13 protein-coding genes are annotated in these 18,514 nt (G+C 34.2%); 9 read left to right on the top strand and 4 right to left on the bottom strand.

Annotated features, from left to right (window positions below; translation table 11 throughout):
• Window positions 1-956: 956 nt before the first annotated feature.
• From CD29_RS09785 to CD29_RS09760, 6 genes are all read left to right on the top strand, one after another.
• Window positions 957-2,345: a M20/M25/M40 family metallo-hydrolase gene (locus tag CD29_RS09785; RefSeq protein WP_052124106.1), complete on the top strand. Its 1,389-nt coding sequence runs from the start codon at window positions 957-959 to the stop codon at window positions 2,343-2,345.
• Between the two features lie 18 nt (window positions 2,346-2,363).
• Window positions 2,364-3,953 (top strand): ABC transporter substrate-binding protein, encoded by a 1,590-nt coding sequence (locus tag CD29_RS09780; RefSeq protein WP_235801817.1) that lies wholly within the window; start codon window positions 2,364-2,366, stop codon window positions 3,951-3,953.
• Window positions 3,954-4,028: 75 nt separating this feature from the next.
• Window positions 4,029-4,946 (top strand): ABC transporter permease, encoded by a 918-nt coding sequence (locus tag CD29_RS09775; RefSeq protein WP_036185991.1) that lies wholly within the window; start codon window positions 4,029-4,031, stop codon window positions 4,944-4,946.
• 13 nt (window positions 4,947-4,959) lie between these two features.
• Entirely contained in the window at window positions 4,960-5,877 is a 918-nt protein-coding gene (locus CD29_RS09770; protein ID WP_036185989.1) for an ABC transporter permease, read from the top strand.
• 18 nt (window positions 5,878-5,895) lie between these two features.
• The gene (locus tag CD29_RS09765) at window positions 5,896-6,891 is read left to right on the top strand and encodes an ABC transporter ATP-binding protein (RefSeq protein ID WP_156111887.1); all 996 of its coding nucleotides are present in this window, start codon (window positions 5,896-5,898) and stop codon (window positions 6,889-6,891) included.
• Window positions 6,881-7,933 carry an ABC transporter ATP-binding protein gene (locus tag CD29_RS09760; RefSeq protein WP_036186097.1) on the top strand — a complete coding sequence of 351 codons (1,053 nt, stop codon included), beginning with the start codon at window positions 6,881-6,883 and terminating at the stop codon, window positions 7,931-7,933. The genes CD29_RS09765 and CD29_RS09760 overlap by 11 nt, the downstream gene beginning before the upstream one ends.
• Window positions 7,934-7,935: 2 nt before the next feature.
• On the opposite strand, the gene CD29_RS09755 is transcribed toward CD29_RS09760, so the two are convergent.
• The 3 genes from CD29_RS09755 to CD29_RS09745 all read right to left on the bottom strand — a co-directional run bounded on the left by CD29_RS09755 (window position 7,936) and on the right by CD29_RS09745 (window position 11,822).
• Window positions 7,936-8,850, bottom strand: coding sequence for a LysR family transcriptional regulator (locus CD29_RS09755; protein WP_052124105.1), 915 nt, complete (start codon window positions 8,848-8,850; stop codon window positions 7,936-7,938).
• A gap of 369 nt (window positions 8,851-9,219) precedes the next feature.
• Window positions 9,220-10,701, bottom strand: a complete 1,482-nt coding sequence (gene tcuA, locus CD29_RS09750) for an FAD-dependent tricarballylate dehydrogenase TcuA (protein ID WP_036185984.1) — start codon at window positions 10,699-10,701, stop codon at window positions 9,220-9,222.
• Between the two features lie 95 nt (window positions 10,702-10,796).
• Window positions 10,797-11,822 (bottom strand): AbrB family transcriptional regulator, encoded by a 1,026-nt coding sequence (locus CD29_RS09745; protein WP_235801816.1) that lies wholly within the window; start codon window positions 11,820-11,822, stop codon window positions 10,797-10,799.
• A 392-nt stretch (window positions 11,823-12,214) separates the two neighbouring features.
• On the opposite strand from CD29_RS09745, the gene CD29_RS09740 reads away from it, so the two are divergent.
• Entirely contained in the window at window positions 12,215-13,072 is an 858-nt protein-coding gene (locus CD29_RS09740; RefSeq protein WP_036185971.1) for a LysR family transcriptional regulator, read from the top strand.
• A gap of 250 nt (window positions 13,073-13,322) precedes the next feature.
• Here the strand turns inward: CD29_RS09740 and CD29_RS09735 are convergent, their stop codons facing one another.
• Window positions 13,323-14,081, bottom strand: coding sequence for a glucose 1-dehydrogenase (locus CD29_RS09735; RefSeq protein WP_036185968.1), 759 nt, complete (start codon window positions 14,079-14,081; stop codon window positions 13,323-13,325).
• Window positions 14,082-14,331: 250 nt separating this feature from the next.
• Here CD29_RS09735 and CD29_RS09730 point away from each other — a divergent pair, with 250 nt between their 5' ends.
• Window positions 14,332-16,587 (top strand): ATP-dependent helicase, encoded by a 2,256-nt coding sequence (locus tag CD29_RS09730; protein WP_036185966.1) that lies wholly within the window; start codon window positions 14,332-14,334, stop codon window positions 16,585-16,587.
• 226 nt (window positions 16,588-16,813) lie between these two features.
• A complete protein-coding gene (locus CD29_RS19995) occupies window positions 16,814-18,322 on the top strand; it encodes an S-layer homology domain-containing protein (protein ID WP_081976214.1) in 1,509 nt (502 codons plus the stop codon).
• Window positions 18,323-18,514: the final 192 nt, after the last annotated feature.

The following is an 18,514-nucleotide window of genomic DNA, read 5'->3' as shown; positions in this document are numbered from 1 at the left end:
TATTGAACCAATAAACGACCGCTAAATTATTTTTACTACAATTTACTATATGATTTCTATTAATCGGTAAGTTTTTATGCATACAATCATAGCTATTCGAACAACAGTGCTCTTGTATAGAAATTATATACTAGTAGAGCCAGTTGAGGTTGTAGTGGCACACTTTTTAATTGAGGAAGTTAAAGAGTGATAGGATAATATTCAAAAATTTGGATAAAAATAAATTATAATGATTTTATAAAAATTTTAACTCTTTAATTCCGGTACGATGGTGCAGGTTCACATAGTGCTGGAATTTTTTAGAGTTGCACAACTATGTTAAATTTGATTGCCACAGCAAGCGATTTAAGCTTGTTGTCGTAGTTGAATCTACGACAGAGATGTATAAATTTTTGTCAAATGCGATAAGTACACAGGGCATGATGGAAAGAAGTTCACGTGATAACTTGTCATGACGTGAACTTTTCCATCATTCCCATACCTTTTCAAAAACAATGACTAAATCAGTTAGCCATGATTAGTAAGTTTCTTTTATTATATAGAGGGAAAACCTTCATTCTTCTGAAGTGGGGCGTAAAATAGTAATTCGTTATAGTAGTTATATCATGCATAGCATATATAATAAGTTGCGGTTTCTTGTAGTTCCTCAAAAACATGTCAACTGACCTTATTTTTAATTAGCAAATAACTTTAAAAACCCCACAATGGTAGAAGATTCTACCATTGTGGGGTTTTTAAAATATTACTTCTTTCAATCCATTCATTTTTTCAATTTAAACATGGGGGTAGTCTAAGCTACTAAAAAATCAATTTATGAAATTTATTCCTTTATAAAATAAATTTATGGCCAAGCCAAAGAAATGGATATTACTAAATATTCAAAATATTTGCTATATTGATAGAAAGCGATTGCTTTACTTATCATCAAAAAAATAGTTTGGAAAGGTGACAAATAAATGGAGAAATTATTTAAGTATATAGATGAGAACCAAGACATGTACATTGAATGGTTGCAAGATGCGTGTAGGCAACCGAGTGTATCCACACAAAATCGAGGCATTACTGAGATGTCCCAAAAAGTAGCAAATTATTTAAAAAATCTTAATGCCAAAGTGCAAATAGTACCGACCGGAAGGCATCCAGTTGTTTATGGAAAAATAATGGAAGATAAAAAGAAAACACTTTCCTTTTACAACCACTATGATGTACAACCAGAAGACCCAATTGAATTATGGAACTACCCTCCTTTTGCTGCCGAAATCCATGATGGAAAATTATTCGCACGTGGAGTGGCTGATAATAAGGGGAATTTGATGGCTAGAATTGCAGCGATACATGCGTATCAACAAGTTTATGGAGAATTACCAGTTAATATAAAATTTTTTGTTGATGGTGAAGAGGAAACTGGTAGCCAATATACACATGACGCAATTGAAAGTGTTCCAGAAATTATTGAAACGGATGGCTACATTTGGGAGTCTGGTTACAAAACCCCTGACGGTGCAATCTCTGTTAGATTGGGATTGAAGGGAATGCTTTACGTTGAATTACAGGCAGAAGGAGCGAATACTGATTTACACTCCTCCAATGCAGCCATAATTAAAAATCCTGCTTGGCGTTTAGTCTGGGCTCTTAGTACTCTAAAAGATGTAAATGAAAGGGTAAATATTAAGGGTTTTTATGATAATGTTGAGCCTCCGAATGAGTTGGAAGAAAAAATATTAGAAAATATATTATACCATGAAGATCATATGAAGGAGAATCTTGGATTGGATGGGTATTTACTCAATCTTAAAGGAACTGATTTAAAGAGAAAACTAATTTTCCAACCTACTTGCACAATTTGTGGAATCGTTTCTGGGTATACAGGAGAAGGTTCAAAAACAGTACTTCCATCTAAAGCAAAAGCAAAAATTGATTTCCGGTTAGTACCTGGTCAAGATCCGAGCAGAATAGTCAGATTATTGAGAAAACACCTTGATGATCACGGTTTCAATGATATAAAGATATTGAAAATAAGTGAAAAAAAGGCGGCGAAGACTAATCCTAATGACCCACTAGCACAGGTTGTCATTAAAGAAGCGGAAGAATTCTATGGAAAAAAACCACAAGTTTTGTCCATGTCCCCTGGAACAGGCCCAATGTATAAACTAGCAAAACAATACAATATTCCAGCCGTTAGCTTTGGTGTAGGTTATGAAAATTCCAAAATTCATGCACCTAATGAAAATATCCGAGTTATGGATTATATCGAGGGTATAAAATTTGTGTGTAAGGTGATGAAAGAGTTCAGCGAGTTTGAAGACAACAAAGAAAAATACTTTGATAAAGAGGCAATACACTAAAACATAGGGGGAAGTTTGATGAGGCTTATGAAAATTGTGAGAGTATTTCCGTTATTACTACTATTAATTCTTATTGTTTCCGCATGTTCAGGGGAGAACGCATCGACTACATCGACTACATCGACTACATCGACTAGTGGTGATAAACAGGCTGATGCTAAGGCTGATGAAATTAAAACGATTACAATTGGAATGGGAACAGACATGTTAACATTCGATCCACATAATCACCAAACAACGGCAACAGAGACAATTCATATTAATATGTATAATTATTTGGTCAAAAATAACAACGGTGAAATTACCCCCGATTTGGCAACGAGTTGGGAACTAATCGACGATAAAACCTGGGAGTTCAAACTTCGGGATGATGTAAAGTTTCATAATGGTGATCCATTCACTTCAGAAGATGTTAAGTTTAGTTTGGAAAGAGTAGCAAAAGATGATTCACTTCGCGAACATCCTAATTACAAGCAAATTAAGGAAGTTGAAATTATTGATGAATATACGGTTAGGATTATTACTCATGAAATAGATCCCGTACTATTGAATCGTGTGTCAAGATTGGGATCGGGTATGATACCGAGTAAGTATATTGAAGAAAAAGGTTTTGATGAATTTTTGAAAAATCCTGTTGGAACAGGACCATTTAAATTTGTTGAATGGAAAAAAGATGACCGTGTAGTATTGGAAAGAAATGACGATTATTTTAATGGTGTTACTACAGAATGGGATAGAGTAGTCTTCCGAGCTATTCTCGAAAGTTCAACACGAGTCGGTGAACTTTTAACGGGTGGGATTGATATAGCTACGGAAGTGCCACCTATAGATTGGGATCGAATTAACAACAACAATGGTACTTCAGTAACCCAAGGACCTGTTAATAGGACAATGATGCTTTTCCTAAGGGCCACTGAGGGATATGCAACTTCTGATGTAAGAGTTCGCCAAGCAATTGACTATGCTATTGATGATAATACTATTATACAGTCCATTTTAGGCGGCGGAGGTAAGGCTACATTAACAAGGCTAAATCCTGGAAACTTTGGCTTTAACGAGAGTTTATTTGATAGATCAAATTACGATCCAGAAAAAGCTAGAGAGCTACTTAAAGAAGCAGGATATGAAGATGGAGTAGAAATTGTAATCCACTCACCGAGTGGAAGGTATTTCCAAGATAAGGAAACTGTAGAGATGATTGGAGGCATGCTTGCTCAAGTTGGAATAACTGCAAAATTAGAGTTTATGGAGTGGGGTACTTTTGTTGACCTAAGAACTGCAAAACAGCATAAAGATGCTTATTTCATAGCTTTAGGAAATTCATTATTCGATGCAGCTCAAGCATTGGACTACTATCACTCAGAAAGATCGTCCACTATTAATGATTATAGTAATCCTGAAGTGGATGCATTATTGGATGCGGCAGATAAGAACTTAAATACTGAAGAACGTGAGAAACAATATCAAAAAGTTCAGGAAATTGTTGCTGAAGAAGTTCCGATTATACCATTATTCCAAATCTATAGCTTCACCGGTGTAAATGATCGTATTAACTACGAGCCACGGATCGATGAAATGATTTTAATTGAAAATATTACGTTGAAATAATATTTATAAAAAGGACAAGTGAAGAAAAGAAAATAATTTCTTTTCTTCACTTCTCTTTCTTTTAGGAGGGCTGAAATGGCAAAGTATCTAAGGAAACGATTGTTAGAAATTATCCCTGTCTTACTATTTATAACTTTCATAGTGTTTTTTCTTGTATTTTGGGTGGGGGATCCAGTAGCGCTTATGCTTCCAGAAGATGCTAAGCAAGAGGATATTGAAAATCTTCGAAGTGCTCTAAAGCTAGATGAACCAATGCTCGTTCAATTTGGTTATTTTGTATCAAATGTAGTTCAAGGAGATTTTGGAAAATCCTTTAGATATGGTGAGGATGCTTTGCCAATTGTTCTTGAAAGATTACCTTCTACGCTAACATTAGCATTTACATCAATGATTATTGCTGTATTAATAGCAATCCCAGCTGGAATCATTTCAGCAATAAGACGTAATTCAGCCACGGATGTTTTTGTTACGGGCTTTTCCATTCTCGGTAAAGCGATGCCTAGTTTTTGGCTTGGAATTATGCTCATATTGATTTTTGGTGTCATTTTCAAAATTCTACCTGTCTCAGGAAATGGAACATGGGCACATCTAGTACTTCCATCTATTACATTAGGTACAGCAGTTTCTGCAGAAATGACAAGATTAGTCCGCTCCAATATGTTGGCGATCTTACAGCAAGATTATATACGAACGGCTATAAGTAAGGGAGTAAAGCCACTTTCATTAATTTTAAAACATGGCTTTAAAAATGCCTTAGTTCCTGTAATTACAATTATGTTTCTACAAATATCTACGCTTGTAAGTGGTGCTCTTGTTACTGAAGTCGTTTTTGCTTATCCTGGTTTAGGTCAACTACTAGTACAAGCAGTTAGCGGAAGAGACATGGCCATTATACAAGCAGCAATTTTTGTCGTAGCAATTATGGTAATCCTGTTGAATTTACTTGCCGATCTGTTATACAAAGTCTTTGATCCACGGATAAAATATAACTGAAGGGAGAATGTTTATGCAAATAAACAAAATTGAAGTTAGTGAATTAGTAGAGGACTCACTCCCAGAATATAAAAAGAACTCAGTAAATCGAATGTTAAAATTACTTATTAAAAGTAAGACAGGTCTTATAGGATTAGTTATTGTGTTAATTGTCACAATAATCGGTATATTCGCCGAACAATTGGCACCTTTTGATCCAAATGCGATAAATCCAATGCTCATTAACAAACCACCCGCTTGGCTTGAAGGTGGGGAATTTGCACACTTTCTTGGAACAGACAATCTTGGTCGTGATTTACTAAGTAGAATAATTATAGGTACTAAAGTTTCTTTAATTGTCGGCGTATGCTCAATAGCTATTGCTGGTTTTATTGGAATGATTATTGGTTTAGTATCAGGATTTTATGGAGGGTTTATTGATAATTTCTTTATGAGATTAGTAGATTCTTTTCTAGCTATTCCTAACATTTTGTTTATGTTAGTCGTTCTTGGGGTGTTTGGGCCTGGTTTGCTTACACTTATTCTCGTAATCGGTGCAACCCAGTGGGTTACATATGCCCGTTTAGTTAGAGGTGAAGTTTTATCTATAAAAGAAAGAGATTTTGTAAAAGCTTCAAGAACATTGGGGACTAAAGACCGCACAATTGTTTTTAAACATATTTTACCAAATGTTATTTCCTCCTTTATAGTAGTTTCTACATTAAGTATCGCAACTGCTATTTTGCTAGAAGCTTCATTGAGTTATCTTGGTCTTGGAATACAGCCTCCGATGATTTCCTGGGGAGGGATTTTAGAAGGCGGAAGGAATTTTCTAGCTACTGCTTGGTGGATTTCTACATTTCCTGGAATTGCAATTACTATAACCGTTCTTGGGATAATTTTTTTAGGGGACTGGCTACGCGATGTATTGGATCCGCGGTTAACAAAGTAAGGGGGAAAGATGATGACTATGGAGAACGTTGCTTTAGAAGTAAAGGATTTGAAAACTTTTTTTCACACTGAAGATGGAGTAGTAAAGGCAGTCGATGGGGTTTCTTTTAATGTAAATAAAGGCGAGACGGTGGCAATTGTTGGGGAATCGGGTTGCGGGAAAAGCGTAACCTCTTTTTCAATATTGAGACTTATTAAAGCCCCTGGAAAAATAGAAGAAGGCTCGATTATATTTGAAAATAAAGATTTGACGAAGATAAAAGAGAGCCAAATGCGCGATGTTAGAGGAAATGATATATCAATGATTTTTCAAGAACCTCTAACTTCGTTAAATCCAGTGTTTAAAGTAGGAGATCAAATTGCGGAAACTATTTTATTGCATCAAGACGTGGACAAAAAAGAAGCGAAGAAGAAAAGTATAGAACTCTTGAAAAAGGTAGGTATCGGGCGTGCAGAACAAATATTTAATTCATATCCTCATTCACTAAGCGGAGGTATGAGGCAACGAGTAATGATTGCTATGGCATTATCATGCAATCCCAAAATTCTCATTGCGGATGAACCAACAACGGCCCTAGATGTAAGTATACAAGCACAAATCCTAACTTTGATGTTGGACTTAAAAAAAGAGTTTGGAACATCAATTATATTAATTACCCATGATTTGGGTGTAGTTGCTGAAATGGCAGATAAAGTTATTGTTATGTATGCAGGACAAGTAGTCGAGGAATCCGATGTTTTTACCCTCTTTAAGAACCCTAAACATCCCTATACAAAGGGATTGTTAGAGAGTACTCCTAAAGTTCATGAATTAGAAGATGAACTGAAATCAATTCCTGGATCGGTGCCAAGTGCTTCAAATTGGCCTAAGGGTTGTCGCTTTTATTCACGTTGTTCAATGAGATTGAATCATTGTAACGATAATGCGCCTGAATTGCTAGGGGACGAAAATCATATTGTCCGATGTTGGTTACAAAATGAAGAGGTGGTGAAGCAAAGTGAATATGCCAAGTAAAGAAAGAAAGCAAAGCATTGAAACTGAGCGTGATGTATTGTTGGAAGTAACCGACTTAAAAAAATATTTCATTTTGGATTCGGGCTGGTTTAATAGGAAGAAAGAATATTTGAAGGCTGTTGACGGAGTAAGTTTTCATTTGGAAAAAGGGGAGACTTTAGGAATTGTAGGGGAATCAGGTTGTGGTAAATCGACAACAGGAAACTTAATAATGAATATATTAGAGCCCACGGAAGGTTCAATTCTTTTCAACGGAAAGAACCTAAGTAAAATATCGAAAGAAGAGTTACGTGAAGAACGTCAACATATTCAAATGATATTTCAAGATCCCTATTCTTCACTCAATCCCCGATTAAAAGTATTTGATATTATTGCAGAACCGTTAATATCACATAATTTATTTAAAGGAGAAGAATTAAAGGAAAAAGTTCAAGAATTAATAGAAACGGTTGGGTTGAGAAAGGATCAGTTGAATCGCTATCCACATGAATTTAGTGGTGGCCAAAGACAAAGAATTGGAATTGCAAGAGCGCTTGCATTAAATCCGAAACTGATAATATGTGATGAACCAGTTTCAGCATTGGACGTGTCGGTTCAATCTCAAATTTTAAATTTGCTCGCCAGACTACAAAAGGAATACAATTTGACTTATATTTTCATTGCGCATGGACTACCTGCAGTTAAACATGTAAGTGATCGTATTGCTGTCATGTACCTTGGAAAAATTGTTGAAATTGCAACAAAGGAGCAGATTTTTAGCCGACCGCTCCACCCCTATACTGAAGGTCTTCTAGCCGCTATTCCAATTCCAGATCCAACTCTTAGAAAAAGGGGAAATCGAAACGTATTGGAAGGCGATTTGCCTAGCGCAGTAAATCCACCGAGTGGGTGCAGCTTCCATACACGTTGTCAATATGCAACACAATTATGCAAAAATGAGACTCCAAAATTACTAGAATTTGAAAAAGGTCATTCAGTTTCCTGCCATTATCCAATAGTAAACAGTAAAGGAATCTTGGTAAAAGAATCAGTTGTAAATTAATACTACAAATTTTCATTTTCATTCAAATCATACGATTTTGTCAGTTGCCCAATAGAAATCTCATTTTCAATAAATTTTATAAATGCATCAACCACAGTAAGACCTCGAGACTTATTCTTATAAAAGAGCCACGTATTTCTTAAAATCAATTCATTAGATGCATTTTTAAGTGGATATATATACATTTCTTTAAAATGGGTATGATTTAGTGAAATTTCTGGAATGATTGTATAGCCCATTCCGGTTCTAGCTAATTCTCTACATGCCTCAACTTTATTTGCTTCAACGACAATATTTGATGGTACTTCGTAGTTTTCTGTCCACCAGTTCTCAATAAGTTGACTGAGTAATGGATCCGTTCTGTAATATATTCTAGGTTGATGAGGTAAACTTTCAAAGTCTATAGGAGTGGAGGAAATTAAATGTAACCGTTCTCGCTGTATTAAACTTTTTCCCTCAAACCAGGAATGTTCACCTCTAAGTATGGAAATATGGACTTCGTCATCATTTAAGATTTTAAGCGCATTTATACTAGTGCCAGTTTCAAGTTTTATTTGTACAAGTGGATAGATTTCTGAGAACCGTTGTAATATTTTGGGCATTACGTAATGAGCAAAATTACTAGTTACTGCGAGTCGTAGAACACCGCGAATTTCATTACTCAAATTTAGAACATAGTCTCGAGTCGTAGAATAATCGTTAAGCACTCGCTGGGCAAACTTCACAATATGCTCACCTTCAGGAGTGAAAATAACACCCTTGTTGTTTCTACCTACAATTTTAACATCAAATTGTTCCTCAATTTGGCGAAGTCTATAAGAAATTGCCGGCTGAGAGATAAAAAGTTTATCTGCAACTTTAGTTAAGCTTTTTTCATTAAATAGTGTTACTAAAAGAGTACAGTCCTTTATATTCATTCGTAATCTCCTTTCGATTTATAGTGTGGATTTTTACATTAATCTACTAGATACTATAATATAGTATTTCTGTATTTACTTTTGGTCAATAGAGTAGTATGAATACTATCAATATTCTACCTATTTAAATTAATCATCTATAGCCTTCTGTATAATTTAAGAAGCATGGCACTTAAGACAGAAGGTTTTTTAGTGATTATTTGTTGCAGATTCAAGAGTTACATTTTGACCGTGTTAGTCAAATAACGATTATTTCAAGAATTGAAAAAGCTCGAAATACTATTTTTGAAAAAATAAACGACCAATCCAATTTTGGAAGGTCGTTTTATTTAATAACAAAGTTAATACTTTTTTGTATTTAAGATTTAATTATTTTACCGCTTGGGCATGTGTTGCAGCTGATTTACCAGCTAATTTTCCAAATACAGATCCCGACATTAAACCAGATCCACCTGGGTAGTTTTCATAGAAAATACCACCAATCATTTCACCAGCAGCGAAAAGACCTTCAATTTTTTCCCCATTTTCACGAAGGACTTCTCCATCTGGTGTAGTAGCTAAACCACCAAACGAGAACGTAATACCACATGTTACTGGGAATGCATAAAACGGACCTTCACTAATTGTTTGTGCCCAGTTTGATTTTGGCGGTGTAATACCTTTCGTTCCTTTGCCGTCTTTATCAGAAGGATTGAACACACCTTCTTGTACAGCTTCGTTAAATTCCTTTATGGTTTGTAAAAATTGTTCTTTATTAATATCAATTTTTACAGCTAGTTCTTCTATAGTTGGCGCTTCAAAAAATGTTGCTTCTTCTAAATTATATTCTTCACGTAATATTGGTCGAACTTTTGCATCATAAATTTGGTATGCAATATTTTTTGGTTGTTTTAATACCTCTTTACCATATTTTGCGTATGTGTAATTACGGAAATCTGCACCTTCATCAACGAAGCGGTTACCATCTACGTTAACCATAACGCTGTACGGATATGAGTGCTTCTTGAAAATGTCTCCAGGTTTTTGGAAATCACCAACTCTTGGTGCGTTTGCATCTGTACCAATTGCATGACAGCCATCGTATTGACCAAACTTTTGTGCACCAACTTCAACAGCCATATCAATACCATCACCAGTGTTAAACTCTGTTCCACGTACAAGTGCTGCATTCCATTCCTCACCTAGTGCTTCTGCACGTTTTTTCTTGTCAGCTTCGAAACTACCACAAGCAAGCACAACACTTTGGCAAGGTATCTTTTGTGTACCTTCTTTTGTCTTTACTTCTAACCCTGTTACTTCGTTATTTTCTGTCATTATTTTCGTAGCTGCAGATTCATACCAAACATCAATTCCTAATTCTTCACAGCGGTTGAATAAGCTACGCATTAAACCAATCCCTTTTTCAACTGTTTTAATTGGCAGGCCACCCCAAAATTGAATTCTACCTTCTTTTTCAAATGATTGGTTAGCATAGTTTAATTCGAATTCAACACCATGGGATTTCATCCACTCAATCGTATGAAGTGATTGTGTTACAAGTTGGTTAATTAGTTCTGGTTTACTTTGGTTTTGTGAAACACGCATGATATCATCGTAAAAGTCTTGCGCTGAATATTCGGGCATATCAATTTTTTTATACGTTTCTTCATCTAAATCAATAAGATTTGTTATAGCATTAAAATTGTTATAGGCTACACGGATAGCGCCGTCTGTGAAGAATGAGTTACCTCCACGTTTTTCAATTGGACCTTTTTCTAATACTAATACACGGCTCCCCTGTTCTTTTGCAGAAATGGCTGCACATAAAGCTGCATTACCAGCACCAACAACGATTACATCATAGTTTGACAATGTATATTTCCCCTTTGCTTGGTTATTAAAATTATCATAGTTTATATATTGTAATAAATTAAATACAACTTTTTTATGTTGACCATAAAATTTTTCTATTCCTTAGTGAAATACCATTTCAAAATCGGTAAAATTACAACATAAATAAAAAGCATTCTAAACAATTGGAATACTGTTACTTGGGTAGCATCTGCATGAACAGCAGTTGCAATTAATCCCATCTGATCCATGCCACCAGGGGCTGTACTTAGAAAACTCGTTTTAAAATCCATATCATATAAACAAACCATAATCTCTGCAATTCCAAATGTCAGTGTTATTAATAATAGGGCACTCAGTACGCCGCTTATTAAAATTGATTTCTTTAAATGTAAAGATTGTGATTTTAACATTAATCCAATGTAAGCACCAATCGTTAGCTGAGCAATATGTAAAAATGAATCATTCATTGCCACTGGTTCCAGAGGAGTAAAACTAAGTAATAGTCCTAAAATAACAGGCGTTAAAAAATATGGTACGGGAAGTCGAAGTTTCTTCCCGATAGGTATAACTAAAAAGCCAAGAAAAATAATAAACAGGTTATACAAATAATCTGGAGTTTCAATAGTAACCGCTGTGTTAGTCTGATTCGTTATTGAGACAATAAAAGGAATAAAACCGACAACAGAAATGACACGGACGATATGAAAGAATGTTATGACAGTTACATCCAAATTTTTTTGTTCTTCCGCAAACACTACTAACTGGGAGATTCCACCTGGGATACTAGCTGTAATTGCAGTAGGCAATGAGATCTTTGTGACACGATGGATGATAAATGCTAAAAAAATGCTAAATATGCAAAGAAATATATTTAATATGAGAATAAAAATAAGTGAATGTCTTATCAATAATAAAAGTTCTAAAGTAAAAAGTTGTCCAATCGCAGTGCCAACAATGGCTAGTCCAATATTTCTAAACGAAACTGGCCACTGATATGGAACTTTAAGCAGAAACTGAGATAAAAGGACACCAAATAGGGATCCTAGCATCCATGGCATCGGAAAGGAGAGGAGACTAAATATACTAACACCTAAAAGAGCTACTAAAAATACTGTTATAATAGGGAAAACTACATGCAAATTGCTCACCCTTTCAATTCAAATACTAATCGTCCTAATAAAGTAGGTATTTTGTGATTAGTAAAATGAATCCTGATTCGTTCTGTTCACTTTTACCTAAAACAAATGCAATAACAATACCCAAAAAGTACCGACAGTCACTGTTGAGATTAGTGATGCAAAAACTCCAAAAAATCGGAACCTATTGAAACGATTGTACGTTCAACTGGTCCTCCCCAAGAGTCATCTCTCCATTACATCTAGAGAAATTAACCCAATACATAAGCTTCAATTTTCTTCAACAAAATGGAAGACTCTCTTGTCTTGATTCAGAATACATGATACTTTCAGATAAATAAAATAGTTATTTTTTGAATATTACTATAAAACTTTTTTATTTCGGGGTGAAATCAATGAATTTATATGATTCTCTATTATTGATTGATTTATATAAAACAGGAAATATTACACATACAGCAGCAAACCTTTATATTTCACAGCCAGCTTTAACATATCGTATTAAGCAATTAGAGAAAAAGTATAAAGTGTCACTTATAGTTCGAGGCTCAAAGGGGATTGAATTTACAGAGGAAGGGAGACTTTTACATGAACATGCATTAACAATTATTAAGAATGAAGAATTATTTATTGAGCAACTTGCAAATGCTTCTGCAGAAGTAAGAGGGATGATTAAAATAGGTGCTTCAGGACTCTTTTCCTTATATAAACTTCCAAAATTATTGAATGCATTTAAAAATAAGTACCCACTTATTGATATTCATTTGAAAACCGGTTGGAGTAGTGATATTAAAGAGGCACTTACTCAAGAGCAAATTCATGTAGCAATTATTCGAGGGAATTATACAATTAACACTGAGCAACATCTACTAAACAAGGAAGAACTATATGTTGTATCCAAAACTCCATTCACAAAGGAAGACATTCCAAATTTACAATTCATTACATATAAAACTGATTTATCATTAAGTCAAATGATCGATAAATGGTGGCGCGTGAATTTTACACAGCCTATTAAACCATCTATTGAAACCGACCAAGCAGCAACGTGCAAAGAAATGGTCAAGTACGGGATGGGAATCGCCGTATTATCAGAGATAAGTATTGAAGGAGAAGATTTATATAAAATTTCGCTTAATGAGTTTGGTGATGAAGAATATTTTCGTGAAACAAATTTATACTACAACAAATATGTTCAAAATCTTCGACATGTAAATTTATTTTTAGATTTTTTAAAGAACTGGCATTCTTAAAAAGAAGATTTTCCTTTGTACAAATGCAGTGATTTACAATAATTTCAACTCACAAATTCCAGGTTGCTGTTATTCAGGAATTTATTAGAGTTGCATAACTATGTTAATTTCGATAGCAGCAAGTAATCTTCATTTTTACAATAAAAAAGAGTTCTAGCTAAATATAGCTGAACTCTTTTTTCATTCAAATTATCCTATATACATTAAATTGTTTTCACGCTAATTGAATATATGAGGTCATTGGTTGTTTTTATCGTGCGATAGTACCACCGTCAACAACGACTTCTGAACCTGTCATAAAACGAGATTCATCAGATGCTAAAAACAAGACAGGGTATGCGATATCATCTGGTTCTCCAATAAAGCCTAATGGTATTGTAGATATCATGTGCTCTCTTGTTTCGTCATTTAGTGCTGCATCGGACATTGGTGTCTTTATAAGACCAGGATGTATTGAATTTACGCGAATTCCATCCTTTGCTAGATCAAGGGCTGCAGCTTTTGTTAATACACGGGTTGCACCTTTAGAAGCTTGGTAAGGTAATCCTCCTTGTTCTCCTACAATTGCTGCGATAGATGAAATATTAATAATCGAACCCGATCCTTTACTTCTCATAATTGGAGCCACTGCTTTAATACCTAAAAAATTTCCTGTTACGTTTACATCTAAAACTTTTGCCCAATCGCTCTTTTCATAATCCTCAGCACTTGCAGATATCTTTCCTGGAATCCCTGCATTATTAACTAAAATATCTACTGTTTTGAAATGTTTGATCGTCTCTTCAATAACTGTGTTCCAATCATCTTCTTTGGATACGTCATGTTTTAATCCTATTACTTTACCACTATATTCTTTGTTAATTTCTTCAACTGTTTTTGAAAGTAATTCCTCTTGCATATCTGTTGCAACAACGTATGCTCCTTCACTTGCAAACAATCTTGCTTCTGCAGCCCCTTGTCCACCGGCTGCCCCTGTAATAATCGCTACTTTGTTTTCTAATCTCCCCACAAAAATACCTCCCCATTTAGTCATTACGAGTCTATAAACTCTTAAACTTAAAAGCGTATACTAGGCTGTCAAAATATATTATGCACTCAATACTATTAATAGAATAATTGAATCTATATATAAGCTATAAAAGGATTGTAGTTCATCTCAAGTTGTTTATTGGATTTCACTTACATTTACTGTGATAAGATAGTATTAATAATAAATTGCAGATAATATTTATATATTTTTCTATCCAAAGGGGTCGCTTATGGTTTCAAGTAATGATTTTTTTGATAATAAGAAAAGGGAATTGGGCGTATCGCTAAATAATATTCAGCAAGAAGCGGTGATAACTAATAATGGCCCACTGCTCTTATTAGCTTCGCCTGGTTCTGGTAAAACAACTACACTAATTATGAAAATAGGTTATTTAATAGAGGTAATCGGTGTTGTTCCATCAAGGATAAAAGCAGTTACGTTTAGCAGGGCATCGGCAAACGATATGAAAGAGAGATTTAAGCGTTTTTTTCCGAATCTTCCTATGGTTGAGTTTTCAATAATTCATAGCTTGGCTTTTCAAGTGGTGCGTGAATATTTTGCTAAACAAAGAATTGAGTATCAGTTGATAGAAGGAAATAATAACTTCACCAGCCAAAATAATCATATTCAACAACGACAGCTAAATAAGAAACAGATTATTAGAAATATATATAAATCGTTAAATGGCGAACCAGCAACAGAAGATCAATTGGAAGAACTGATTACTTTTATTAGCTTTATAAAGAATAAGTTATTACCTGAATCTAAATGGGCACTAGTTCCAATAAACGTACCTAAAAAAGAACTGATTGTGAAAGAATATGAAAACTATAAGAAATACGGGACTGGCAAACTTCTACTTGATTATGATGACATGCTTACGATTGCTAATGAGGTATTAGAAAAAGATAATGCCATTTTATTTAGATATCAAACATTGTTTGATTATGTTCTAACGGATGAAAGCCAGGATACTTCATTTGTACAACATTCGATTATTCAAAAACTAGTCGATAAGCATAAAAACTTATGTGTAGTTGCAGATGAGGACCAATCCATTTATAGTTGGCGCGGAGCTGAACCTCAGTATTTGTTGGATTTTAGAAGTATATATCCAGATGCGAAAATTTTAATGATGCTTCAAAACTACAGATCCTCGAAAGATATAGTTGATATTGCAAATGTGTTTATTAAGCAAAACAAGAAGCGGTATGAGAAAAATATGTTTACTAGTAACCCACAATATAAACCGATTAAGTTTAAGGCTTTAACAGAATATAAAACTCAATCAGTTTACTTAGTAAATCAAATCTTAAAATTAGAAGATTTAGCTGAAGTAGCAATATTATATAGAAATAATTCATCGGCAATCCTATTAATAGATTCTTTCGACAAGGCGAATATCCCATTTTACATGAAAGATTCAGACAATCGCTTTTTCACTCATTGGGTAGTTCAAGATATTCTCAATTTTATGCGGCTTTCTTATGATTTTAGCCGTATAGATGTATTTGAAACAATCTACTCAAAATTTAATGCTTATATAAAAAAATCCCAATTCGAGGAATTGAAAAAGTTTTATACCAATCAACCTCTTACTAAAGAATCTGTTTTTGATAACTTACTCTCTCTTGTAAAATTAGAAGATTATCAAATTGAAAAAGTAAAAAAATTTAAGGATTCGTATAATAAAATTAAAACAGCCTCCCCAAAAAGTGTAATGCAAATTATTAGAAATGAGTTAGGCTATGAAAGTTCACTTGAATTTATTTGTAAAAGTAAGGGATATAACCTCGAGTATGCTCTTGAAATAGTAAATACTCTCGAAATAATTTCCGAATCTACAAACACGATGATTGAATTTGCTAACCGTATTAAGTATCTGGATTCCCTAATGAAATCATCCAAATTTAATAAGGGTGAAAATGCAGTTACATTTTCAACACTCCACAGTTCAAAAGGTTTGGAATTTGAGACGGTTTTTATGATTGATTTAATAGAAGGAATCATTCCATCTACATCAAAGAGTGAAAAATCAGATGAAAAAAGTAAAATCCTTGAGGAAGAACTGCTAAATTTAGAAGAAGAAATGGAAGAAGAAGTAAGATTATTTTATGTAGGTATGACTAGGGCAAAATTAAACTTAGAGTTAGTTACTTATTTTAAAAGATTTGATAAAAAAGTAAAACTATCAGAGTTTTTTAAACAAGTTCAAAATTTAGTCACTCCAGTTGAAGCGCCTCAACCGAAACCTAAAAAAGTCTTTTCAAAACAGGAACCTAAAAATAAATTCATCTTTAACTCAAATACTATTCAAGACAGAACTTTGCTAAAAGTAGGGATGTTTGTAAAGCATATATTATTTGGACAAGGTGAAATAATTAGTTGTAATTCTGAAGTACTAGAAATACGTTTCGAAAGTGAAATTAAAAAATTTCAGGTTTCAGTTTGTTTAAAACATGGATATATTGAGAAATTGGAGTAAAAAGCATTTGATCTTTGTACTGGGTTAGTAGTACCCTTTTTTATAAAATCTTCAATAAATTATCTTCCAATTCAATTGAAATGGAAGGTTTTTTTATGTCCATTATCCCAACCAACTCCCTAATGAAACATTATATATTCCTCTGTCCCAACTTTTGGGTTTATGTTACCATTAATTTAAAGGCTCTTAATTTAAGATAATATGAAAGGTAGTGTTATAGTCAAATATGAAAAAAATGTTGAAACCTTTGATTAGTGTTATGGCCATTGGCGCCTTTTCTTTATCGATTAATGTAGAAAACAATGTATTTGCTAATGATATTACCAACACATGTGAGTATGATTCGGTAGCGAAGATAAACCCAGATTTTTCTATGATGAACTGTTTGTTAACTGAAACTGCGCTACACTATGATGTTCCTCCTGAAATAGTGAAGGCAATAGCTGAAGGTGAAAGCGGTGGTTGGCGACATTTCGATAAAAACGGTGAAGTGATTGTAACAGCCGACAACGGAATCGGGATTATGCAGATTACCAATCAGGCTGGCTATGATGAAGATCGCCTAAAAAATGATATTGTCTATAATATACAGGCGGGGGTAGAAATTCTTGCTCGTATGTTTGACCGAAAGGATTTACCTCGTATAAATGATGGAGACAGGGATGTATTGGAAAATTGGTACTTTGCTGTCATGGCTTATAACGGTACTAAGCCGGTAAATAGTCCAATTGTCCAAGCAACTGGTGAAAGAAATACAAGTGCGTATCAAGAAAAGATTTTCCGAATCATTGAGAATTTCGGATTAATAGATTTAGCAGAGCTGCCTTTTTCACGGGAAAATTTCCAGTATGAATCTAGCAGTAGTGAAAATATTAAATTTGTTACTTTGAATTATGACTTTGATGCACCATTTACAAAATCCAAGCATCAATTTAATACAAATCAACAGGTTAAAGTAACTGCTAATAATGTGAAAATTAGACCACGTCCTACTACTTCAACTAGTACCATTAAAGGTACTTTGAGTGAAAGCGAAATTGTAACGATAACAGGTCCATTTGAATATGACGAAGGAGCTACGAATAAAAACCATTTTGTTTGGTATCCTGTGAAAACAAGTAACGGGACAGTGGGATATGTAGCGTCTAGCTATTTAGACTACTCTACTTCAACAGTACCAACACCAACTCCGACTATCACTTTTAAAGATGTACCTACCAATCATTGGGCTAAAGAGGAAATTTATTATTTAGCTGAAAAAGACATTATAAAAGGAGTTTCAGTAGACAACTTTGGGATAGGTCAAGGTTTAACTCGTTGGCAAGCCGTATTATTGATCAACCGTGCGCAAAATGTTTCACTTGCCAACCGACCTGATCCTGGATTTAAGGACGTTCCAAAGGATCATAAATATTATGATGCAATTGCTGCATCGGTTGACGAAGGGTTATTTATGGGTTATAGTGCTAGCACATTTGAACCTGATAAAATACTGACAAGAAGTGAAATGGCAGCAGTTTTACAAAGAATTTATAATTTTCCAGCACCATCTAGTAGCCATCCATTTACTGATATAAAAGACCAGTGGTTCGCCGACTCAGTAGCTCGTCTGTATGCAGCAGGTATTACAAGTGGTGCAACAGCTACCACGTTTAATCCGAAATCTACTATTAAAAGAGAAGAATTCGCAGTCTTCTTGGCACGTGCTATAGAAAAAAGCTACAGATTAAAATAGAAATGGGCTTGAACCCTTTCAATATTAATAGACAAAAACCTAGGGAAAATTCTAGTAAGTCCAAACTAAATAATATAAAAAATGGAATACAGCTAGTAGCGTGTATTCCATTTTTATTTGTGCGTAGAGCAATACCGTAGATTGTGTAATGTAAGTAAATTGACTCTACTAGCTCACGAAGGGTAATTCGTC

The sequence above is a fragment of the Ureibacillus manganicus DSM 26584 genome (genome assembly GCF_000772945.1).
GTDB lineage: Bacteria > Bacillota > Bacilli > Bacillales_A > Planococcaceae > Ureibacillus > Ureibacillus manganicus.
This window is presented reverse-complemented; position numbering and strand designations above follow the sequence as displayed.